Consider the following 22,009-nt stretch of genomic DNA (forward strand, 5'->3'; position numbering starts at 1 on the left):
GCTTCGTGGGCTTACTTCGCCGCCCCGGTGGCCTCGTGCCGGCAGCTGAAGGACCGGTCGCCACGCACGATGTCGTCGCTGCCGCACTGCCATTTGTGGATGTCCGTCTGCTGCTTGCGGGTGCGCAGCACGGGGGTGTAGACCAGGTGCTTGCCAGCCAGCGCCCGGTCGCCTGAGCTGTCGGCAATGGTCAGCCGCACCACGCCATTGGCCGGATCGATGGCCATGGCCTGGAAGCCGGTGGGAAGCTGCCCGGGCCGGCCCAGGCCGATGGCGGCGGCGCTGGCGGGAAAGGCGCCGGTGCTCCGGTAGTGGTTCTCCACCAGCCCCAGCACCGTGCGCGCGGCGCCGTCCAGCTGGCGCACGGCTTCGCGGCGCGGATTGGCGGGCTCCTCTCCCTGGTGCCACAGCGCCACGGCCACCATGGCCGCAAAGCTCAAGGCGGCCACCCCGCCCAGCATCACCAGCGCCTTGAGGAACCAGCCGGGCCCGCGGACCAGGGCCACTGCCTGCTGGATGGCGGTATCGCTGGCGTGGCGGGAGACCACGAACGTGCCCGTGATCGAACTGTGCAGGCCCCGCTCGCCAAACAGGGCGGTCAGCAGGCGGTGCAGCAGGAACGGCACGGCCAGCGTGAGCGCCAGGGTGAGCGAATACTTCAGAAAGTGCCGCAGCACGGACCGCGCGATGCCGGGGCGTTCACCCGTGCGGGTCGCCACCCGCATGCCGAGCAGCCGCTTGCCCGCCGAGCCCTGGCCCAGCGCATCCATCAGCGCGGGGAGGAACAGGCCGAGGATGCCCAGCGCCAGCGCGGCCGGGTACGTGGCGCCCGGGGCGCTGTCGAAGGCCGGGCGCGCGAACACCCAGGCCAGCGCCAGCGCGACCGGAAAGGCCGCCATGCATGCGCCGTCGATCAGCGTGGCACCCAGGCGCGCCATGGTGCCCGGAAACACCTCCACCAGCCGCGCCGGCGCGGGTGTCTGGGCGGGCTGCCCCCGGCCTGCCGGGGCCCTCGGGGCGGGCATGTCCGCCACCAGCGGCGCCTGGCAACTGAAACACTGCGTGTAGGAAGCATGGTTCTGCCAGTTGCAGCGGGGGCATTGCATGGAGGGTGCGCCTGGGGTGGGCAAGAGGCCGCGCCAGGCGGCCTCCTCGCGGGGTGGGGGCTCAGTGCCGTGCGGGCGGCGCGGTGTGCGCCATCAGGCGGTCCGTCAGCGCGATGGCCAGCGCGCTCAGCAGGAACACCACGTGGATGATGGTCTGCCACATCAGCACCTTGAGGTCGTAGTTGGCGGCGTTGATGAAGGTCTTGAGCAGGTGGATCGAACTGATGCCGATGATGGCGGTGGCCAGCTTGACCTTGAGCACCGAGGCGTTCACGTGGCTCAGCCATTCGGGCTGGTCGGGGTGGTCTTCCAGGTGCAGGCGCGAGACGAAGGTCTCGTACCCGCCCACGATCACCATGATCAGCAGGTTGGAGATCATCACCACATCGATCAGCGCCAGCACCACCAGCATGATGATGGTCTCGTTGAGCGCGGTGACCTCGAAATCGCTCTTGTAGCCGATGCTGGAGACCAGCTGCTTGAGCGCGGCGGTGTTGCCGAAGGCTGCCTCGATCAGGTGCACCAGCTCCACCCAGAAGTGGAACACGTACACCGCCTGCGCCAGGATCAGGCCCAGGTACAGGGGCAGCTGCAGCCAGCGGCTGGCAAAGATCAGCGACGGCAAGGGGCGCATGGGCGACGGGGTGGCGGGATTTGGGGGGAGGGACATGGAATGTAGGGTGGGACTTGGGTCGCGCGATTTTAGGGGTGCCGCGTGACAGCCCCTCGCGCACAGGTGCCTTCTTCCCTGCCCGGCACTGGCGATTCTGTAAGCTTCGTGCCAGTCAGTGGCTTGTAAGTGCCGCGTCCGACAGTACCGCCCAATTCCAATTCCATCAGACCCAGGAGACAACACCATGAGTGCGCCCACATCCGCGATCGAGTCCGTATTGGTTGAGAACCGCGTGTTCCCGCCCGCCGATGCGGTCGTCAAGGCTGCCCGCATTTCGGGCATGGCGGGCTACGATGCGCTGTGTGCCGAAGCCGACAAGGACTTCGAAGGCTTCTGGGCCCGCCTGGCCCGCGAGAACGTGCAGTGGACCAAGCCTTTCACGCGCACGCTGGATGAATCCAACGCACCCTTCTTCCAGTGGTTCGCCGATGGGGAACTCAACGCCTCGGCCAACTGCCTGGACCGCCATATCGGCACGCCCACCGAGAACAAGACCGCCATCGTCTTCGAGGCCGACGACGGCACCGTCACCAGGATCACCTACAAGGAGCTGCTGGCCCGCGTGAGCCAGTTCGCCAACGCGCTCAAGGCCCACGGCGTGAACAAGGGCGACCGCGTGCTGATCTACATGCCCATGACCATCGAGGGCGTGATCGCCATGCAGGCCTGCGCGCGCATCGGCGCCACGCACAGCGTGGTGTTTGGCGGCTTCAGCGCCAAGGCGGTGCATGAGCGCATCATCGACGCGGGGGCCGTGGCCGTCATCACGGCCAACTACCAGATGCGCGGCGGCAAGGAGCTGCCGCTCAAGGCCATCATCGACGAGGCCCTGGCGACGGGCGGCTGCGACACGCTGCGCAACGTGTTTGTCTATGAACGCACATCCACGGCCTGCAACATGGTGGCGGGGCGCGACAAGACCTTCGCCGAGGCGCTTGCGGGCCAGAGCACCGACTGCCCGCCGGTGGCCGTGGGGGCCGAGCACCCGCTGTTCATCCTGTACACCAGCGGTTCCACCGGCAAGCCCAAGGGCGTGCAGCACAGCACCGGCGGTTACCTGCTGTGGGCCAAGCTCACCATGGACTGGACCTTCGACCTGCGCCCGGACGACGTGTTCTGGTGCACGGCCGACATCGGCTGGATCACCGGCCACACCTACGTGGCCTATGGACCGCTGGCGGCTGGCGCCACGCAGATCATCTTCGAGGGCATTCCCACCTTCCCCAACGCCGGGCGCTTCTGGCAGATGATCGAAAAGCACCGGTGCACGATCTTCTACACCGCGCCCACCGCCATCCGCTCGCTCATCAAGGCGGCCGAGGCCGACGCCGCCGTGCACCCCGCGCGGTCGGACCTGTCGAGCCTGCGCATCCTGGGCAGCGTGGGCGAGCCCATCAACCCCGAGGCCTGGATGTGGTACCACAAGAACGTGGGCGGCGAGCGCTGCCCCATCGTGGACACCTTCTGGCAGACCGAGACCGGCGGCCACGTGATCACCCCGCTGCCCGGCGCCACGCCGCTGGTGCCCGGCAGCTGCACGCTGCCGCTGCCCGGCATCACCGCAGCCATCGTGGACGAGACCGGTAACGATGTGGCCAACGGCGCCGGCGGCATCCTGGTCATCAAGCGCCCGTGGCCCAGCATGATCCGCACCATCTGGAACGATCCCGAGCGCTTCAAGAAGAGCTACTTCCCCGAAGAGCTCAAGGGCTACTACCTGGCTGGCGATGGCGCCGTGCGCAGCGCCGACCGGGGCTACTTCCGCATCACGGGCCGCATCGACGACGTGCTCAACGTGTCGGGCCACCGCATGGGCACGATGGAGATCGAATCGGCACTGGTCTCCAAGACCGACCTGGTGGCGGAGGCCGCCGTGGTGGGCCGCCCCGACGATGTGACCGGCGAGGCGATCTGCGCCTTCGTGGTGCTCAAGCGCTCGCGCCCCACCGGCGAGGAAGCCAAGCAGATCGCCAACGAGCTGCGCAACTGGGTTGCCAAGGAGATTGGCCCCATCGCCAAGCCCAAGGACATCCGCTTTGGCGACAACCTGCCCAAGACCCGCAGCGGCAAGATCATGCGCCGCCTTCTGCGCAGCATCGCCAAGGGGGAAGCCATCACGCAGGACACGAGCACGTTGGAAAACCCCGCAATCCTGGATCAGTTGGCCCAGACCAACTGATCCAGGAGGTGCCGTGCATGCGGCGCCAGCGTGCAGCGCCTGCGGGTTTGGGGCCACTCATGTCGCCACAGGCGATGTGACGTGGCCACAGAATCCGGCAATCCTGGACCAGCTGGCCAAGGCCAACTGACCAGAGGGCGGTGCACCGCCGCGGGGCGCGGGCGCGCTGCGCCTGCAAATCAGCGTGGTGGGGGGCCTTGCGTGGGGGCGTGGCTGGCGTTCACCGTTCACGGGAACCTCGCCATCGGCAACGGGGTGCCGTCCAGCCCGAAGGCGTGCGCGGCCCCTTGTAGGACACCGACTGAAACCGCTCCCCCGCGGCGCGGGATGGCCCCTGCATGGGTTACAACGGCGGCATCGTGTCCCAGGCTGCATGCCTGGGCGCTGCATACCGGAGGTTTCCCATGCATCTGCGTTCCATAGTACTTTTGTTGACGGTGCTGGCCATCGCGATACTCGCGGCGCTCAACTGGCCCACCCTGGCCGCTCCCGCCCTGGTCTCCCTGGGGATCGTGGTCTTCGAGGCACCGCTGGGCCTCATCATGCTGGCCCTGACGGCCCTGCTGGGGATATTCTTCCTGGCCTACGTCCTGTCCCTCCAGGGGTCCGTGCTCATGGAGACGCGGCGCCACGGCAAGGAGATGCAAGTCCAGCGTGAACTGGCCGACAAGGCAGAAGCCTCGCGGTTCACGGAATTGCGCACCTTCCTGGATGCCCAGCACCATCAGGCGCACGCCGCCTTGCTGACCCGGCTGGACCAGTTGGAGGCGCGCCTGGCGGCGCGGGTCGCCGAATCCGACAATTCCACCGCGGCCTACGTGGGGCAGCTGGAACACCAGCTGCGCACCCGGGGCCTGGAGCCCGCGCCCGTGGTGCCGCCACTCGTCTGATCCCCGCTTGCGCGAGGCGCGGGCGGCAGGGCCCGGAAACGTTTGCGGCCGTGACAGGGATCTGGCACGGCCGCAAGGGGCGGGGAAGGGCGATGCAGCCCCCCGCCGTAAGTCCATCAAAGGCGCATCACTTTTGCGTCAGCACCCAAGCCGCCAGCTTCTTGGCCTCTGCATCGTTGACCTGCGCGTTGGCCGGCATCGGGACCGGACCCCATACGCCCGCGCCACCCTTGATGATCTTGGCGGCCAGCTTGTCCACGGCATCCTTCTGGCCCGCATACTTGGCGGCCACGTCCTTGTACGAAGGACCCACCAGCTTCTTGTCCACGGCGTGGCAGGCCATGCAGTTCTTCGAGGTCGCCAGGGCCAGATCGGCCATGGCGGGTGCCGCAACCGACAGCGTCATGGCAAGGGTGATCAGGGTACGCTTCATGGTGGGATTTCCTGTGGGTTGGGTTACAGTTCTTTTAATGGAATTGTAGTGAGTTGGGTTGACAGGCATTTGTCTGTCGTCAACCCGGCGTTTTCTGGAGATCGCGATGTACCTGCTGGGTCTTTCACTGGTGCTTCTGGCACTGAAGTATTTCGAGATCGGACCCGTGGCCAACTGGTCCTGGTGGTGGGTGCTGGCACCCTTTGCCGCCACGGCCCTATGGTGGGCCTGGGCGGATTCCACAGGGTATACGAAACGTAAAGCCATGGAAAAGATGGACCAGCGCAAGCAGGACCGGATCAACAAGAACAAGGAAGCCCTGGGCATGCGCCCGCGCAAGCCACGCTAGACAGTCCATTGCGTTTGTTCCTCGCACCGCCAGCGCGGATGTACAAGGCTGCGCCACAAGAAGAACCGATCACCGTTGTACATGACAAAACAGGAACAGCTCTGCCGCATGAGGGTAGAAGCCGATTTGCGACCCGAGTGCCTGATGAGCGACTACGGCATGCTGAGGATCATCCACGTTGAGGTGGTCCAATGAATGTGGCCTTTGGTGTCAGCGTGCTGGCACGTTCTATCCAGCAGGGCGGCGTGGATGGCATTGGCACCTACACTCGGGAGCTGATGGCGGCCATGCCGCAGGCGGCACGGTTGCAGCCCTATGTATTCGACGCGCCGACCAGTGTGTGGCGGGGAGCAACACCCGCGATGCCGTTTGGCTCCTTTGCTTGGCAGGCATTGGCCGCGACGCTGGTAGGGGTGGACTTTGGCCACGCACGCCGCGCACTGGGGAAGGGGACCGATCTCGTGCATGCCACCGACCACCTGGTGCCGCGCCTGCGCGGAATCCCGGTGGTGGCGACGATCTTCGATGCCATACCGCTGTCGAACCCGGAGTGGGTCAGATACCGTTTCAAGAGCCTGAAAAATGAGTTGTGGCGGCGCACGGCCTTCTGGGCGCAGCATGTCATCACGATTTCGGAGTATTCCCGCCAGGAGATCGCCATCCATTTCCGCCTGCCCGAGGAGCGGATCACCGCGATTCCGCTGGGAGTCGGGGCCCAGTGGTTCGTACCTCTGGACGCGGCCCTGCATGAGGCCGTGCGATCGCGGCATGCGCTGCCCGATCACTATTTCGTGAGCGTGGGCACCCTGCAGCCGCGCAAGAATATCGACCGCCTGCTGTCGGCGCACGCGAGCCTTCCAGAGCATCTGCAGCGCGAGTACCCCTTGCTCATCGTCGGCAAGCCGGGCTGGGGGTGCGATGACGTCGTTGCACGCTTCACGGGGGGTGGATTGAAGCATGTGCGGTGGCTTCGGCATCTGCCGGATGCGGAGCTTCAGGTCGTGATCAAGCGGGCCACCGCCCTGGTGTTTCCGTCGCTGCACGAAGGTTTCGGCTTGCCGGTGCTGGAGGCATTCGCTGCCGGCGTGCCGGTGGTGGCGTCCAACACGACATCGATCCCCGAGGTCGCGGGTGACGCGGCCTTGCTGATCGACCCTCTTCGCACCGATGAGATCGCGGATGCGATGCGCCGCATCGCGGAGCAGCCTGAGCTTGCGGCCCGGCTGGTGGCACGGGGGCGTGACCGGGTGCAGGCGTTCAGCTGGCAGGCGTGCGCCGAAAAAACCTTGCGTGTCTACGAGTCGATGGCTTGAAATATTTCTGCGATGACCACAGCGACCCACAGCCCCTCCGTCTCGGCGCGACAGCGCCAGGTTCAGCTGCTGTGGCGCGATATCCGCGGCGCCATGCTCGCATGGAGGTTCTGGTGCTTCATGGGATGGAACGATGTCGCCAAGCAGTACCGGCGCACCTTCCTGGGCCCCGTGTGGATTGCGTTGCACACGGCCTTGTTCATCATCGCTTTCGGCCTGATCGGTGCGCAGCTGTTCAAGTACCCGCCGGACTGGTACTTGCCTTATTTTTGCGCGGGGCATGTGCTGTTCGGGTATTTCAGCGCCTTGATCAATGAGGGCTGCCTGACCTACATCGGCGCGGACGCCTTCTTGAAGCAGACGCCCTATCCCAAGATGGCGTTTGTTTTTCGCACCGTGTTCCGGTGCTCCCTTCTGATGTTGCACAGCGCGGTCATCGTGCTGGCGGTGCTGCTCTGGTCGGGGCGGCTGGGGGACGTGCAGTGGTGGGCCTTGCTCGGCGCGGCTGCCTTGACGCTGGCCGCCGCCTGCTTCGTGGTCGCCATACTAGGGGGCCTGGCCACCCGTTTCCGTGATGTCACGGTGGCCACGGGCAGCCTCATGCAGGTCAGTTTCTTTGTGACGCCCGTGCTGTGGGTGCCGGACCAGTTGACCGAACGGGCCCAGTGGGTGGTGCACCTGAATCCCCTGGCCCTGTTCCTGGACCTGGTGCGCAGTCCCTTGATGGGGACCGTGCCCAGCATGCGGACCTGGGGGGCGGCCGGCGGCATGGTCGTGCTGCTGGCGCTGGTTTTTTTCTGGCAGTACGTGGTGATCCGGCGCCGGATCGTGTACTGGCTGTGATGCGGGCGCTTTCGGGGTCGGAGACGGCCTACATCCAGCTGAAAGGCGTGTCGATAGATTTCCCCGTCTTCACGACGCGTTCCCGTGGCCTGCTCAATACCGTGCTGGGGTTTCCCCAGCGCGACAAGGCCCGTGTCGAATCCAGCGGATTGGGCCGGGTCAGCGTGCATGCGTTGCGCGACGTGAACCTGGCGTTGCGCACGGGGGACCGCGTCGGCTTGATCGGCTCCAACGGCGCCGGCAAGACCACGCTGCTGCGCGTGCTGTCCGGCGTGTATGAGCCCATGCAGGGCGATCTGTCTTTCCGCGGCCGGGTGGCCGCCCTCACGGACATCATGCTCGGCATGGACGTGGATGCCACGGGCTACGACAACATCATCATGCGCGGCATCGTGATGGGCCTCACGCGCAGGCAGGCGATGGAACTTGTCCCTTCGGTGGAGGCGTTCACCCAGCTCGGTGAGCACCTGCAGCTGCCGGTAAGGACCTACTCCCAGGGCATGCTGCTGCGCCTGGCGTTCGCGGTGTCCACGAGTGTGGTGCCCGATATCCTGTTGATGGACGAGATGATTGGCGCCGGGGACGCCAAGTTCTTCAGCCAGGCCAAGGAGCGCATCAACGGGCTGATCGAGCAGGTCTCCATCCTGGTGCTGGCATCCCACAACGAGGTCATCCTGCGGAGCTTCTGCAACCGCGCACTCGTACTCAGCGAGGGGCGCGTGGTGATGGATGGCAGCGTCGATGACGCCCTGGCTTTCCACAACCTGCAGCAAGGGGTGCTCCGGTGAGACTGAAATGCACGGGCCCGGCCGAGGTGCTGGAAACCATCGCGGCGCTGGGGCGTACCGAGGACGTGAGCTGGTCGCCCAATGGGCGCCGCATCGCGCTGGCCGGCATCGCGGTGGACAAGCTGCTGATTCTCGGCGTGGACTGCCGCCTGGAGGATGGGCATAAATGCATCCATGTTTCCGATGCCATGCAGGTGGCTTCCTCCAGCCTGAAGCGCCCGCACGGAGTGTGCTGGGTCAGCGACGGGACCGTGGCGGTTGCCAGCCGCGAGGGCAACGTGTCGTTCTTTGATATTCCCGCCGCGCAGCGGCCCGTGTCCGCCTGCAGGCTGCAGCCGCTGGCGACGGTTGGCAAGGGCGATACCGAACTGCTGAAGTCGCCCGGCAGCCTGTGCGCCAGGCCTCTGGGCTCCGGACTGCTTGAACTCTGGGTGTGCAATGGCTTCGCGCACTACGTGACCCACCACCTGCTGGATGCCCGTTCCGGCTTGACCCATGTGGACGCCCAGGTCCTGATGCGCGAAGGCCTGGAAGTGCCCGATGGCGTGGCACTGGATCCTGCGGGCGATTGGGTCGCCATCAGCAACCATGACCGGCATGTGGTGGCCCTGTATCGCAACGATGCGCGGCTGGAGGCCGCCGCCAGGCCATCGGCCGAACTGCACGGGCTCAGCTATCCCCATGGCGTGTGCTTCGCGGCGAGGGGCAGAGTTTTGCTGGTCGCGGATGCGGGGACTCCGCACATCGCGTTGTTCCGCCGAGCGCCGCAGGGCTGGCCGGATGGTGCGTCCGAGCCCCATGCGCTGGTGCGGGTGCTCGACGATGCCACCTTCCGCAAGGGGCAGCACAACCCGAGGGAGGGCGGGCCCAAGGGGGTGGATGTGCATGAGCCCTGGGGTTTGCTGGTCACCACCTGTGCGGAGCAGCCCCTGGCCTTTTTTGATCTTGAGGCCATCTTGCCGCCTGACCTGCGCCAGCGGGACACGCTGGCGCCCGCACAGGCCGCGGGCGAGGGGCTGCGGACCGCGATGCTTCGATTGGCGCGCGGTGTCTCCGCGCGAGAGGCGTTGCTGATGGGCGCGGTGCGCAATGAAGCGGCCCTCATGCGCGCCAGCTGGTCATGGCGTGTGACGGCCCCGCTCAGAAGCCTGGCGGGAGGATGGCTTCGCTGGATCTCCCGGTTTCGCAAGCATTGAGGCCCTGCGAACGGGCCGGCACGCACGGTGATGGGCTGGCCAGCGTCTTTCGGGAAACACCCGGGGCGCGTGCCCTGGGCCTCCCTGTGGTGATGCCCGCCAAGGCAAAACGCCCATGCGGGGCAGCATGGGCGCTTGTTTGTCCGGCGCGGCCCCGGGGGCGCGGCGGCCTGCCGCCAGAAAGGGCCATCAATGGCCGCTCATCCGTTCATCAATAGGCGTCCAGCACCGCACCCTTGCTCGCGCTCGATGCATTGAAGGCGAACTTGGCCTGCACGCCGCGGGTGTAGCGGGGGGCAGGGGCCGTCCAGGCGGCGCGGCGCTTGACGATTTCTTCCTCGGGCACGTTCAGCTCCAGCAGCAGCTGGCGCGCGTCGATGGTGATGCTGTCGCCTTCGTTGACGAAGGCGATGGTGCCGCCGGCCGCCGCCTCGGGCGCCACGTGGCCCACCACCATGCCCCAGGTGCCGCCGGAGAAGCGGCCGTCGGTGATCAGTCCCACGCTTTCGCCCAGGCCGGCGCCAATGAGCGCACCGGTGGGGGCCAGCATCTCGGGCATGCCGGGGCCGCCCTTGGGGCCGAGGTAGCGCAGCACCATCACGTCGCCGGCCTTGATCTTGCCGGCCAGGATGGCTTCGAGGGCCGATTGTTCGTCGTCGAACACGCGGGCGGGGCCGGTGATGACGGGGTTCTTCAGGCCCGTGATCTTGGCCACGGCACCCTCGGGGCTCAGGTTGCCCTTGAGGATGGCCAGGTGGCCCTGCGCGTACATCGGGTTGTCGATGCCGCGGATCACGTCCTGGTCGGCGCGGGGCACGTCGGGCACGTCCTGGAGCACTTCGGCAATCGTCTTGCCGCTGATGGTGATGCAGTCGCCATGCAGCAGGCCGGCGTTGAGCAGCACCTTCATCACCTGCGGGATGCCGCCCGCGCGGTGCAGGTCCACGGCCAGGTACTTGCCGCTGGGCTTGAGGTCGCACAGCACGGGGGTCTTCTGGCGCACGCGCTCGAAGTCGTCGATGGTCCATTCCACGCCGGCGGCGTGTGCGATGGCCAGGAAGTGCAGCACCGCGTTGGTGGAGCCGCCGGTGGCCATGATCACGGCCACGGCGTTCTCGATGGCCTTCTTGGTCACGATGTCGCGGGGCTTCAGGTCCATCTTGATGGCCTCGATCAGCACCTTGGCCGATTCCTTGGCCGAGTTCATCTTCTCGTCGTGCGGGTTGGCCATGGTGGACGAGTACGGCAGGCTGATGCCCAGGGCCTCGAAGGCGCTGGACATGGTGTTGGCGGTGTACATGCCGCCGCACGAGCCGGTGCCGGGGATGGCGCGCTTCTCGATTTCCTTCAGGTCGAAGTCGCTCATCTTGCCCGCGGCGTTCTCGCCCACGGCCTCGAACACGCTCACGATGTTCAGGTCCTTGCCCTGGTAGTGGCCGGGCAGGATGGTGCCGCCGTAGACGTAGATGGCGGGCACGTTGGCGCGCAGCATGCCCATCAGGCCGCCGGGCATGTTCTTGTCGCAGCCGCCCACCACCAGCACGCCGTCCATCCACTGGCCGCCCACGCAGGTCTCGATGCAGTCGCTGATGACCTCGCGGCTCACCAGGCTGTACTTCATGCCTTCGGTGCCCATCGCCATGCCGTCGCTGATGGTGGGCGTGCCGAACACCTGGGCGTTGCCGCCCGCTTCCTCGATGCCGGCGATGGCCGCGTCGGCCAGCTTCTGCAGGCCGCTGTTGCAGGGCGTGATGGTGCTGTGGCCGTTGGCCACGCCGACCATGGGCTTGACGAAGTCGCCTTCCTCGTAGCCCATGGCGTAGTACATGGAGCGGTTGGGCGCGCGCGACTTGCCTTGCGTGATGTTGGCGCTGCGGCGGTTGATGGGCTGGATCGGGATGGTCTTGCTGTCTGCCATGGCGGTTTTCCTGGTGGGGAGTCGTTGTAGTGGGAAGACGCCGCAGAGGGGCGCACGGGTCTTCGGCTGTCGGGGTGCAAGTATGCGAGGTTTGGAGTGGCGTTTCCAATCCCTTTCGCCTGCTTCAGTAATATATAAAACATATCACCGGATCACCACCGCTATGAAAGAAGCATTCATCGACGTGCGCGCCTGGCGCCAGTTCGTGGCCGTGGCCGAGGAGCTGCACTTCGGCCGCGCCGCGCTGCGCCTGCACATGACGCAGCCGCCCCTGACCCAGGCGATCGCGCAGATGGAGCGCTCGCTGGGCGTGGTGCTGTTCGACCGCACGCGCCGGCGCGTGGCGCTGACCCCGGCGGGCGAGGCCCTGCTGCCCGACGTGCGCGACTTTCTGGAGCGTGCGCAGGCCTTGCCGGCCCGCGCCCGCGCGGCGGCGGCCGGTGAGGTGGGGCGCGTGCGCCTGGGATTCGTCTCCACCATCGGGTTCGAGCGCCTGCCTGAATGGGTGCGGGACTTTCGCGTGTTGTGCCCCCAGGTGGCGCTGGAACTGGTAGAGGCCACGGGCGATGTGCAGCGCGAACTGTTTGCGCGCGGTGAACTGGACGCCGGGCTCATGCTGCATTCGCCGGGCTTCGCGCCGCCCGGGTTGGCGCGGCTGGTGGTGGCGCAGGAGCCGCTGGTGCTCGCCTTGCCCGAGCGCCACGCGCTGGCCGGTGCGTCGCGCCTGGACCTGGCGCGGGTGCTGGCCGAACCTTTGGTGATCTTTCCGCGCCGCATCGTGCCTTCGCTGCACGACGCGATCTTTGCGCTGTACCACGCAGCGGGCCGCGTGCCCGTGGTGGCGCAGGAGGCCATCCAGATGCAGACCATCGTCAACCTGGTATGGGGCGGCCTGGGCGTGGCCTGGGTGCCCGAGAGCGTGACCCAGTTCCGCCGCGAGGGCGTGGTCTACCGCGCGGCGGATGCGTTCGGGGCCGCGCCGGCCAGGGCCCCGGCCAGGGCCGCCAAGGCGGCGGCCGCGCCGCCACTGCCCGTGTGCGAAACCAGCCTGGTCTGGCCCGCCGCGCTCAACAACCCCGCGCTGGCGCGCTTCACTGATTTTGTGCGCGAGCGCTCGGCGGCGGGGTGAGTCAGCCCGCCGCGGCCGGCGCGGCGCGCCCGCGCGCGAACAGCAGCCCCACCGCGATGGCCAGCAGTGGCAGCATCACCGCGTTGATCGCCGTCCAGCCCACGCCAGTGAGCAGCGCGCCCGAGGCAAAGGACATGGCCGCCGCCACGGTGCCGTTGGCCAGCTGCATCAGCGCCTGCGCCTGGCCGCGCTCCTCGGGTGCATGGCTTTCGGCGAGCAGCGCTGTGCCCGAGATCACCATCAGGTTCCAGCCCGTGCCCAGCAGGAAGGAGCTGGCCAGGAATTCGGTGAACGCCATGCCCGAGAGCGCCACCGCCGCGCTGGCCGCCAGACAGGCCGCCCCCACGGCCGCCACCGGGCGGCTGCCGAAGCGGTCCACGAGCTGGCCCGCGAACAGCGCCGGGAAGAACATGCCGATCACGTGCCACTGGATCACCTGCGCGGCCGAGGCCGCCGAGAAGCCGCACACCTCCATGGCCAGCGGCGTGGCGTTCATCACCAGGATCATCAGGCCGTGGCCGATGGCCGCCATCACCACGGCGGCGCGCAGCCCGGGCCGGGCGAGCAGGGTGCGCATGGCCGCGATGCCGCCCGCCGCAGGCTGGGGCGCGGCCCCCTCGCGCAGCCGTGCCATCACCGCCCACCCGAGTGCGGACAACACCGCAATGGTCAGGTAGGCGCCCGCCAGCGGCGTGGCCAGCAGGTTGCGCGACCACAGCGCCAGCGGTGGCGCGAACACGGCGGCGCACAGGCCGCCGGCCACCACGCAGGCCGCCGCGCGCCCTTTTTGCTGCGGGTCCACCGCCTCCAGCGCCGCATAGGTGTAGTAGCCCGACGATGCCTGGTACGCGCCGATGGCCAGCGTGCCCGCGCAGAACACGGCAAAGCTGCCCCATTGCACGCCCGCCATGCTCACCAGCCCGCCCGCCACGCCAAGGAGCGCACCGGCCTGCAGCCCCGCGCGCCGCCCCCGGCGCTGCATGAACAGCGACAGCGGCTGCACCGACAGCAGGTTGCCCAGAACCAGCAGCGCCAGCGGCAGCGTGGCGAGGGTGGGCCAGGGCGCCAGCCTTGCCCCCACGATGGAGGTGAGCGTGATGCCGATGATGGAGCAGCCCCAGTAAAGGGCCTGGCCCGCGAACAGCAGGCGAACGGACGCATTGCGCAAGAGCAGCATGGATGGTTTTCGGTGGTGCGCCCCGGTGGGCGCGTAGGAAGGAAAGGGGCCGGGCCGCGGGGCGGTCAGTCCAGCGGCACACCCGCGCCAAAGCGCTGCGCATAGGCCTGCGGGCTCACGGCGCGGTGCTTGTGAAAACTGCGGCGCAGGTTCTCCGGGTGCTCGAACCCGCACAGCCGGGCCACGGTGGAGATCGATGCCTGGGCCTGCGCCAGCAGCGTGGACGCAGCTTCCACGCGCACGCGTTCCACGTAGCGGGCGGGCGTCATGCCCAGCTCGCGCTGGAACACGCGCGAGAGCGTGCGGGTGGGCATGCAGGCACGTTCGGCCAGGGCATCAAGCGACAGGTCGCCGCCCAGCTGCGTGGGAATCCATTCGAGCAGCGCGGCCAGCCGTGGGGCGTGCAGGGTCTCGGGCGCCAGCAGGGGGCTGAACTGGGCCTGCCCGCCCGGGCGGCGCATGAACATCACGAGCCGCCGCGCCACGGCCAGGGCCAGGGGACGGCCCAGGTCCGCCTCCACCAGCGCCAGGGCCAGGTCAATGCCGGCGGTGACGCCCGCCGAAGTGAAGACATGGCTGTCGTGTGGGCTGGCGGCGTCGTACGTGTGCAGGCAGTCGTGCTCCACCAGCACCTTCGGGTGGCTCTGGCGCAGGCGGTCCAGGCGCGACCAGTGGGTGGTGGCGCGCCGTCCGTCCAGCAGCCCCGCCTGTGCCAGCAGCAGCGCGCCGGAGCACACCGACCCCAGCCGCCGCACCCGCGGCTCGGCGTGGCGCAGCCACTCGCACAGGCCGGCATTGGACAGCTGCGCAATCACCCCATCGCCGCCCGCCACCAGCACGGTGTCGAAGCCAGCCGCATCCAGGGTTCCCCAGGCGCCATCGGCCACCAGCGCGAACCCGGCCGATGTGGGCACGGGCCCTGGCGCTTCGGCCAGCAGGTGCAGCGTGTAAGCCGGCGGCAGGCCATGGCCCGTGCGCTCTGCGTTCGCAGAGCCAAACACCTGCATGGGGCCGACCACGTCCAGGCTCATGACGCCGGGGTAGAGGAGGCAGGCGACAGCGCGGGATGGAGGGTGCATGGCGCCAGTGTGAAGGCTCCGTGGGTTGGCTGCAACGACAACATCCCCACAGATCTGGCCACTGGCTGGAGGGCGGCCTGGGGGACAGGGTGCTTCCGGCGGGTCGCCGGCGTTCGCACCGGGGCCGGGGCAGTCGCCAGGCGATTCAGCGCGGGGACGGCGGTGCGCCGATGCCGGGCAGGACGGCGCTCAGATCGACGGCCTCGGCCATCGCGCGGTTGCCTTCATCGCCCGGATGCAGCCGGTCGCCTGAATCGAAGCGCGCCGCGATGCGGGCAGGGTGGGCCGGGTCGCGCAGCGCCGCATCGAAGTCGATCACCGCATCGAATGCGCCGCCGTGGCGGATCCAGTCGTTCACCTGCCGGCGCAGTGTGTCCTTGTCGGGATGGTGGTAGTTGCTGAGCGGCGTGCCAGGCAAGGCACCCTCGAACGGCGTGAGCGTCGCGCCGATCACCCTCAGTCCGTGGCCGCGTGCCTGCGCGATCAGCTGGCGGTAGCCAGCCGCCAGCGCCTGCAGCGTCGGCCGGGGACTTGCCGGGGCGAACGCGGTGCCCGGCCAGGAGATATCGTTGATGCCCAGCATCACGATGACGCTTTGCACGCCAGGCTGGGCCAACACGTCGCGCTCCAGCCGCGCCAGCGCATTGGCGCCCATGCCGTCGGACAGCAGGCGGGCGCCGGAAATGCCGGCATTGACGACCGCCACCCCGTGCGGCGCCAGGCGGGTGGCCAGGAAATCCGGCCAGCGGCGGTCATTGTCCAGGCTGGCGGTGGCCCCGTCGGTGATGGAGTCCCCGATCACGACGACCGCGCGCGCGGTCGGTGCGGCTTCCACCTGAATGCCCGCCAGCAGCGGGCGCGCCGTGGTGCTCTGCACCGCTGCGCCTCCGGCGACCAGCTCCGGGGCGGTGGCCTGGTCGCCGGGGGCGATCCAGGTGGTCTGCCGTCCGTCCCAATGGAAGGTGCTCACCGGCGTTTCATCGGGGAGGTACAGGCTCACCGCAAGCTGCGCCAGCGCGGGCACGGCCAGCCCCACGGGGTCGCTGACCAGCGACGCGCCGGGCAGGATCGTCGCCGCCTCCTGGCCGCCAAAAGTGACGGTGTGCAGGCTGTCTGCCAGCACGGCCCCACCGGGAGCTGGCCGCGCGACCGTCGCCTTGCCCAGCGCCACCGGCTGCCGGCCGTAGGCGTTGGACAGGACAATGCGCACGCGGGGCCCGCCCAGGCTGACGCGCGCCACCTGCCGCACCGTCTGGCCATGCAGCACCGGCGGAAGGTGGGTGGGGAACAGGAAGTCCGGTCCCCAGGCAGGCTGGGGGCTTGCGCCCCAGGTTGCCACCCAGGTGGACGTACGGACAGGCGCTGGAGCGTGGGGCGCGGCCGCGCCAGCCGAAAGTGCAATGGCCAGCAGCGCCGACGCCGAGAGGGCAGGGAGGGTTTTCATATTGTTGAATTCATTGGCTTTGTAAGATTCAATGATGAATTCAAAGACATGAATAAACTAGACTTCTCCCCGGAAGAACATTTGTGATTTGAATTCACCGAGGAAGCCGCGATGGCCCGTCTGGATGTCAATCGCTCCGGCGAACTGGAGGTATTTGTCCGTGTCATCGAGCTGGGCGGGTTTTCCGCGGCAGCCCGTGCCTGCGGCATGACGCCCTCTGCCGTGAGCAAGCTGGTCGCGCGCATGGAGCAACGCCTGGGCACGCGGCTGGTGAACCGCTCCACGCGGCAGCTCCAGCTCACCCCCGAGGGCTGTGCCTTGTACGAGCGTGGCGTGCGCATCCTGGCCGATCTGGACGAGGCCGAGCGCTGCGCCAATGCGCACGCCGCGCCGCGCGGGCGGCTGCGGGTGAACGCGAACGTGCCGTTCGGGCACCATTTCCTGCTGCCGCTTGCTCCGCAGTTCCTTGAGCGCTGTCCCGATGTCACCCTGGACATCGTGCTGACCGATGAAGTCATCGACATCCTGGAGCAGCGCACCGACGTGGCCGTGCGCGCGGGTCCGCTCAAGAGCTCGAACCTGATGGCGCGCAAGCTCGGTCAGACGCGCATGGTCATCGTTGGCGCGCCCGGCTACCTGGAGCGCAAGGGCATGCCGGCGGCGCCGGATGATCTGCTGCTGCACAACCGGCTGGGCACCAGCTACGTGCGCGCCCAGGCCGGCTGGCCGCTGCGGCACAACGGTGTGGACGTGGCGGTTCCGGTGGCGGGCAATGCCCAGGCCAGCGACGGTGAAGCCCTGCGCCACCTGGCGCTGGCCGGCCTGGGGCTGGCGCGCCTGGCCGCCTTCCAGGTCCGCGACGACCTGGCGGCAGGCCGGTTGCGGCCCGTGCTGGAGGAATCCAATCCGGGCGACCTGGAGGAAGTGCATGCCGTGTTCGTCGGCCAGGGAGGCTACCTGCCGCTGCGCGTGCGCGCCTTCCTGGATTTCCTTGCCGAACGGGTCGACATCGGCGCGCAGTCAGTTCGTTCATGAGGCGCGCCGCATGCTGCGGCCGGGCACAGCCTTGCCGGGATAGCAATCCCTGGAGTTGTTCTAGGCCGAAAAGGCCTTGAACAGGTTCTTACGCCGATGCCTGTGACTGCAGGTAGTTCTGCAGGCCGATCCTGTCGATCAGGCCGATCTGCTTTTCGAGCCAGTAGGCGTGGTCTTCCTCGGTGTCGCGCAACTGGGCCAGCAGCAGGTCGCGGCTCACGTAGTCGCCCACGCTTTCGCACAGGGCCATGCCGTTTTGCAGGGCGGCGCGCACTTCGTACTCGGTGGCCAGGTCCTTGCGCAGCATCTCGGGCACGGTCTCGCCGGGGGTGAATTCCTTGGGGCGCATGTCGGGGCGGCCGCCCAGGAAGAGGATGCGGCGCAGCAGCGCGTCGGCATGCTGGGTTTCTTCCTGCATCTCGTGGTCGAGACGGGTATAGAGCTTGACGAAGCCCTGGTCCTCGTAGATCCGCGAGTGCGCGAAATACTGGTCGCGCGCGGCCAGCTCGCCGCGCAGCAGATCCTTGAAATACTCGACGACTTGTGGGTTTCCCTGCATGTTCTTATCCTTGAATTTCTGGTGGGGAGTATCGCGCGGACCGTGGCCTTTGTGGGCAATGCCCCCGGCTTGCCGCTCTGCATGCGTACCGGGATCAGAAGCGTTCTCATTGGGGCGCAAATGGGGCGCGCGGCCCGCGCCGCGGCTGCCCCCACGCCCCGCGGGGCTGCCGGCTGCCCTCCGCCACGGCGCGCGGGCACAATACCGCCCAAATGCTGATCTACCCCCACATCGATCCCGTCGCCCTGCAAGTGGGCCCGCTGGCCATCCACTGGTATGGCCTGACCTACCTGGCGGCCTTCGGGCTGTTCATGCTGCTGGGCATCGCCCGGCTGCGGCACCCGCCATTCGCGTCCATCACGGGGCCCGGCGCGTGGACGCGCAAGGATGTGGAGGACATCCTGTTCCTCGGCGTGGCAGGCGTGGTGGTCGGTGGGCGCCTGGGCTACTGCCTGTTCTACAAGCCCGGCTACTACCTGAGCCACCCGCTGGAGATCTTCGCGGTGTGGCAGGGGGGCATGGCCTTTCACGGCGGGCTGCTGGGCGTGATCGCGGCGATGCTGTGGTTTGCCCATTCGCGCAAGCGTCCGTGGCTGCAGGTGGCCGACTTCGTGGCGCCCTGCGTGCCCACGGGGCTGGCGGCGGGGCGGGTCGGCAACTTCATCAACGGCGAGCTGTGGGGCCGCTTTTCCAGCCCCGACCTGCCGTGGGGCATGGTCTTCGCGCACAGCGGCTCCATGCAGCCACGCCACCCGTCGCAGATCTATCAGTTCCTGTTGGAAGGGCTGCTGCTGTTCATCCTGCTGTGGCTCTATGCGCGCAAGGAGCGCCGCCAGGGCCAGGTGGCGGCGGCGTTCCTTGTGGGCTACGGCGCATTCCGCTTCATCGCCGAGTATTTCCGGGAGCCCGACGCCTTCCTGGGCGTCCTGTCGCTGGGCATGAGCATGGGCCAATGGCTCTGCGTGCCCATGATCGTCGCCGGCGTCGCGCTGTGGCTGTGGGCACAGCGGCAGCCGGCCCCCGTGCCCGGTTTCAAGTAAAAAATACTTCTGACGCTTGATGATCAAGCGCTGGCAGCTATTGAAAATATAGCAAACAGCGGGCTGTGGCCGGCTGCTCATCCCGCAGCCTGTATCGCGGGGTGGCGGGCTTGCGCACGCGGCTTCTTCCGCTGCCTTCCGCAGGGCGCTCCTTCGCGGCGGGGCCCTGGCTGGCGCCGAACCCGAACCCGTGCCATGCGCGCGGCGCGTCCTGCAGGGCCTGGGGCACCGGTTTTCCGGTGAGTCCGGCGGCCGTGCAGGCCTTGCCACTGGGGGCGGGCAGCCCCGCCAACCTCATCCCGACGTGCGCGAAGCGCCTGGCTTCTCCGTGACCTCTTCCAGCGTGCCCCCATGGCCCGCTGAGTGCGCGCGGATGTGGTGTGGGAGCCACCGGCCCGCATTTTTTTGCGAAATTCAACGAATTGGGCGTTCCAGGTCTTGTAATTTTTCATAATTATGAGAAATTACGTAGAAATCAGAGAAAGCCCGGTATTTGTGAGCTTTTGGCGGCGTGTTGGCGGCCAAAGGCGTCAGAGAATCTGACTGTGCCGCCTCTGCCACTGGAGTTCACCCGCACCATGCGCCCGATTCCCAACTCATTGCACGACGAAGCCGCCTCGCGGCTGCGCGAGCAGATCTTCGCCGGGGCCTTGCCGCCGGGGAGTTTTCTGGACGAGGCGGCGCTGTGCGAGCGGCTGGCCATTTCGCGCACGCCGCTGCGCGAGGCGCTCAAGGTGCTGGTGGCCGAGGGACTGCTGCGCCACGAGCCGCGCCGGGGGTGCTTCGTGGCAGAGATCTCCGAACGCGACCTGGACGACCTGTTCCCGGTGATCGCCTTGCTGGAGGGGCGGGCCGCGCACGAGGCCACCCGCAAGGCGGGCGCCGCCGACGTCGCGGCGCTGGAGGTGCTGCACGAGCGCCTGCAGCAATGCGCCTCGGACGGACTCCTTACCGACTACTACGAAGCCAACTACGCGATCCATGAGGCCTTCATCACGCTGGCGGACAACCGCTGGCTGGCGCAGGTGATCGGCGACCTGCGCAAGATCCTGCGGCTGGCGCGGCTGCAGACGCTGCATGCGCCGGGCCGCCTGCAGCAAAGCCTGGCCGAGCACCTGGCCGTGTTCGCCGCGCTCAAGGCGCGCGACTGCGACGCTGCCGAGGAGGCCATGCGCACCCACCTGTTGCGCCAGCGCGATGCGCTGCGCGACGTTGCCCGCAACCAGCAATCGAGGCTGACACCATGATGAACAGTACCCCCGAATGGATCGCCCGCAGCGTGTCCCGCCTGCGCACCGCCGCGCCTGCCACGGACAAGGCGGCCGACAAGTCCGGCGAGAAGCCCGCGAGGGCCGCCATCGACAAGTCGGTGACGGATGTGGTGGCCAAGGTGGCCGTGCCGCGCTCCACGCACGAACGTCTGCAGGCGACGCTGCGCCGCGGGCAGGAGGCGCTGTCGCCGCGCGCGCTGCGCCGCCTGCTGGCGGACCTGCAGGAGGTGGTGGCCCCGCAGGTGAGTGAGCTCGAGGGCGGGCGCCGCGCCCAGGCGGTGGCCGAGTGGTATGCCAGGGCCGAGACCGAGATGCGGCGCGACATGTGGCTCCTGATGTGCGAGCAGTTCGCGCCCGACGCCACGCGTTTCAAGTCGGCCCGCCAGCGCTACGAGGCCGCGGCGGGCACGGCCGAAGAGGGGCAGGCCGAGATCAGCCTGCGCCGCGCGCTGGTGTCGCCGCGCACCCGGCTGCTGCAGCGCTTTTCCGTGTTCCCCGAGGGCATGCGCTTCCTGGTGGACATGCGGGCCGAGCTGCTGCCGCTGCTCAAGGCCGACAAGCGCCTGCTGGCGCTGGATGCGGAGCTGGAACACCTGTTCTCCACCTGGTTCGACGTGGCCTTCCTGGAGCTGCGCCGCCTGTCGTGGGATTCGCCGGCCTCGCTGATCGAAAAGCTCATCAAGTACGAGGCCGTGCATGACATCCGCAGCTGGGCGGACCTCAAGAACCGGCTCGACAGCGACCGGCGCTGCTACGGCTTCTTTCACCCACGCCTGCCCAACGAGCCGCTGATCTTCGTGGAGGTGGCGCTGGTGGACAAGATTTCTGCCAGCATCACGCCCTTGCTGGACGAGGCGGCCGCGCCGGTGGACATCTCCCGGGCCACCACGGCGATCTTCTACTCGATCAGCAACACACAGACGGGCCTGCGCGGCGTGAGCTTCGGCGATTCGCTCATCAAGCACGTGGTGGAGACGCTCACCGCGGAGTTCCCGCGGCTGCGCACCTTTGCCACGCTGTCGCCCATTCCGGGCTTCCGCTCGTGGCTGGGCAAGCACGCGGGGGCGATGCTCGAGCGCCTGGATGACAAGCGCCGCGCCGAGCTGGGCCGCGCGGTGGGCTTCGAGCCCCCGCAGCCCACGCACCTGCTGGCCGCCATCGACAAGGCCCTGGAGCTTGACGCCAAATCGCCCGTGCGCCAGATGCTGCTGGAATGCGCCGCCCGCTACCTGGGGCGCGAACTGCACGAAGGCAAGCCGGTCGACCCGGTGGCACGCTTTCACCTGGGCAACGGCGCGCGGGTTGAACGGCTGAACTGGGCGGGCGATCCTTCCGGCAAGGGGCTCAAGCAGTCGTACGGGCTGATGGTGAACTATCTGTATGACCTCAAGCGCATCGACAAGCACCGCAGCCTGCTTGCGCAGGGCAAGGTGCCGGTGTCGGGGGACATCGACAGCCTGTGCCGTGGTGATTGATCCGTGCCGCCCGCGCGGCGGGCGGCACTGTTTTGGCCCTGGGCCGGTGGGCCGGGGGCCGAAAGGCGGCTGACCTGCCCGCCTGGCAGGCGTGGCGCCCGGGGCGCGGCGT

General features: G+C 68.1%; 20 protein-coding genes. 12 read left to right on the plus strand and 8 right to left on the minus strand.

Annotated elements, in window-relative coordinates; translation table 11 throughout:
* Positions 1-11: 11 nt before the first annotated feature.
* On the minus strand, positions 12-1,106 hold the full coding sequence (locus tag KW843_RS05865; RefSeq protein ID WP_218294119.1) for an RDD family protein: 1,095 nt from the start codon (positions 1,104-1,106) through the stop codon (positions 12-14).
* A 61-nt stretch (positions 1,107-1,167) separates the two neighbouring features.
* Positions 1,168-1,776, minus strand: a complete 609-nt coding sequence (locus KW843_RS05870; RefSeq protein ID WP_255591377.1) for a TIGR00645 family protein — start codon at positions 1,774-1,776, stop codon at positions 1,168-1,170.
* A 187-nt stretch (positions 1,777-1,963) separates the two neighbouring features.
* On the opposite strand from KW843_RS05870, the gene acs reads away from it, so the two are divergent.
* Both acs and KW843_RS05880 read left to right on the plus strand, forming a co-directional pair.
* The gene (gene acs, locus KW843_RS05875; RefSeq protein WP_218294120.1) at positions 1,964-3,958 is read left to right on the plus strand and encodes an acetate--CoA ligase; all 1,995 of its coding nucleotides are present in this window, start codon (positions 1,964-1,966) and stop codon (positions 3,956-3,958) included.
* 404 nt (positions 3,959-4,362) lie between these two features.
* Positions 4,363-4,848 (plus strand): LapA family protein, encoded by a 486-nt coding sequence (locus KW843_RS05880; RefSeq protein WP_218294121.1) that lies wholly within the window; start codon positions 4,363-4,365, stop codon positions 4,846-4,848.
* A gap of 127 nt (positions 4,849-4,975) precedes the next feature.
* On the opposite strand, the gene KW843_RS05885 is transcribed toward KW843_RS05880, so the two are convergent.
* Complete coding sequence (locus KW843_RS05885; protein ID WP_218294122.1) at positions 4,976-5,281, minus strand: c-type cytochrome; 306 nt, start codon at positions 5,279-5,281, stop codon at positions 4,976-4,978.
* A gap of 106 nt (positions 5,282-5,387) precedes the next feature.
* Here KW843_RS05885 and KW843_RS05890 point away from each other — a divergent pair, with 106 nt between their 5' ends.
* The 5 genes from KW843_RS05890 (at position 5,388) to KW843_RS05910 (ending at position 9,770) form a co-directional block, all read left to right on the plus strand.
* Entirely contained in the window at positions 5,388-5,630 is a 243-nt protein-coding gene (locus KW843_RS05890) for a TIGR04438 family Trp-rich protein (RefSeq protein WP_218294123.1), read from the plus strand.
* Positions 5,631-5,821: 191 nt separating this feature from the next.
* A complete protein-coding gene (locus KW843_RS05895; protein WP_218294124.1) occupies positions 5,822-6,943 on the plus strand; it encodes a glycosyltransferase family 1 protein in 1,122 nt (373 codons plus the stop codon).
* 12 nt (positions 6,944-6,955) lie between these two features.
* Entirely contained in the window at positions 6,956-7,786 is an 831-nt protein-coding gene (locus KW843_RS05900) for an ABC transporter permease (RefSeq protein ID WP_218294125.1), read from the plus strand.
* Positions 7,787-7,833: 47 nt separating this feature from the next.
* Entirely contained in the window at positions 7,834-8,574 is a 741-nt protein-coding gene (locus tag KW843_RS05905) for an ABC transporter ATP-binding protein (RefSeq protein ID WP_369642173.1), read from the plus strand.
* A complete protein-coding gene (locus KW843_RS05910) occupies positions 8,571-9,770 on the plus strand; it encodes a hypothetical protein (protein WP_218294127.1) in 1,200 nt (399 codons plus the stop codon). The genes KW843_RS05905 and KW843_RS05910 overlap by 4 nt, the downstream gene beginning before the upstream one ends.
* 211 nt (positions 9,771-9,981) lie before the next feature.
* Here KW843_RS05910 and ilvD read toward each other — a convergent pair whose 3' ends face one another.
* Positions 9,982-11,688 carry a dihydroxy-acid dehydratase gene (ilvD, locus tag KW843_RS05915; RefSeq protein WP_218294128.1) on the minus strand — a complete coding sequence of 569 codons (1,707 nt, stop codon included), beginning with the start codon at positions 11,686-11,688 and terminating at the stop codon, positions 9,982-9,984.
* 163 nt (positions 11,689-11,851) lie between these two features.
* Between ilvD and KW843_RS05920 the strand changes: the two genes are divergently transcribed.
* Positions 11,852-12,817 carry a LysR family transcriptional regulator gene (locus tag KW843_RS05920; RefSeq protein ID WP_218294129.1) on the plus strand — a complete coding sequence of 322 codons (966 nt, stop codon included), beginning with the start codon at positions 11,852-11,854 and terminating at the stop codon, positions 12,815-12,817.
* A gap of 1 nt (position 12,818) precedes the next feature.
* On the opposite strand, the gene KW843_RS05925 is transcribed toward KW843_RS05920, so the two are convergent.
* The 3 genes from KW843_RS05925 to KW843_RS05935 form a co-directional block, all read right to left on the minus strand.
* On the minus strand, positions 12,819-13,994 hold the full coding sequence (locus tag KW843_RS05925) for an MFS transporter (protein WP_218294130.1): 1,176 nt from the start codon (positions 13,992-13,994) through the stop codon (positions 12,819-12,821).
* A gap of 65 nt (positions 13,995-14,059) precedes the next feature.
* Positions 14,060-15,073, minus strand: a complete 1,014-nt coding sequence (locus KW843_RS05930; protein WP_218294131.1) for a GlxA family transcriptional regulator — start codon at positions 15,071-15,073, stop codon at positions 14,060-14,062.
* Between the two features lie 145 nt (positions 15,074-15,218).
* Entirely contained in the window at positions 15,219-16,517 is a 1,299-nt protein-coding gene (locus tag KW843_RS05935) for an SGNH/GDSL hydrolase family protein (RefSeq protein ID WP_218294132.1), read from the minus strand.
* Between the two features lie 111 nt (positions 16,518-16,628).
* Between KW843_RS05935 and KW843_RS05940 the strand changes: the two genes are divergently transcribed.
* The gene (locus KW843_RS05940; protein ID WP_218294133.1) at positions 16,629-17,552 is read left to right on the plus strand and encodes a LysR family transcriptional regulator; all 924 of its coding nucleotides are present in this window, start codon (positions 16,629-16,631) and stop codon (positions 17,550-17,552) included.
* 88 nt (positions 17,553-17,640) lie between these two features.
* Here KW843_RS05940 and bfr read toward each other — a convergent pair whose 3' ends face one another.
* On the minus strand, positions 17,641-18,111 hold the full coding sequence (gene bfr / locus KW843_RS05945; RefSeq protein WP_218294134.1) for a bacterioferritin: 471 nt from the start codon (positions 18,109-18,111) through the stop codon (positions 17,641-17,643).
* Between the two features lie 212 nt (positions 18,112-18,323).
* Here bfr and lgt point away from each other — a divergent pair, with 212 nt between their 5' ends.
* The 3 genes from lgt (at position 18,324) to KW843_RS05960 (ending at position 21,897) form a co-directional block, all read left to right on the plus strand.
* Positions 18,324-19,151, plus strand: a complete 828-nt coding sequence (lgt, locus tag KW843_RS05950; RefSeq protein WP_218294135.1) for a prolipoprotein diacylglyceryl transferase — start codon at positions 18,324-18,326, stop codon at positions 19,149-19,151.
* A gap of 578 nt (positions 19,152-19,729) precedes the next feature.
* A complete protein-coding gene (locus KW843_RS05955; protein WP_218294136.1) occupies positions 19,730-20,398 on the plus strand; it encodes a GntR family transcriptional regulator in 669 nt (222 codons plus the stop codon).
* Positions 20,398-21,897 (plus strand): malonyl-CoA decarboxylase, encoded by a 1,500-nt coding sequence (locus tag KW843_RS05960; RefSeq protein ID WP_218294471.1) that lies wholly within the window; start codon positions 20,398-20,400, stop codon positions 21,895-21,897. The genes KW843_RS05955 and KW843_RS05960 overlap by 1 nt, the downstream gene beginning before the upstream one ends.
* The last annotated feature ends 112 nt before the right edge of the window (positions 21,898-22,009 follow it).

Source organism: Acidovorax sp. sif1233, from assembly GCF_019218755.1.
Classification (GTDB): Bacteria; Pseudomonadota; Gammaproteobacteria; order Burkholderiales; family Burkholderiaceae_C; genus Acidovorax.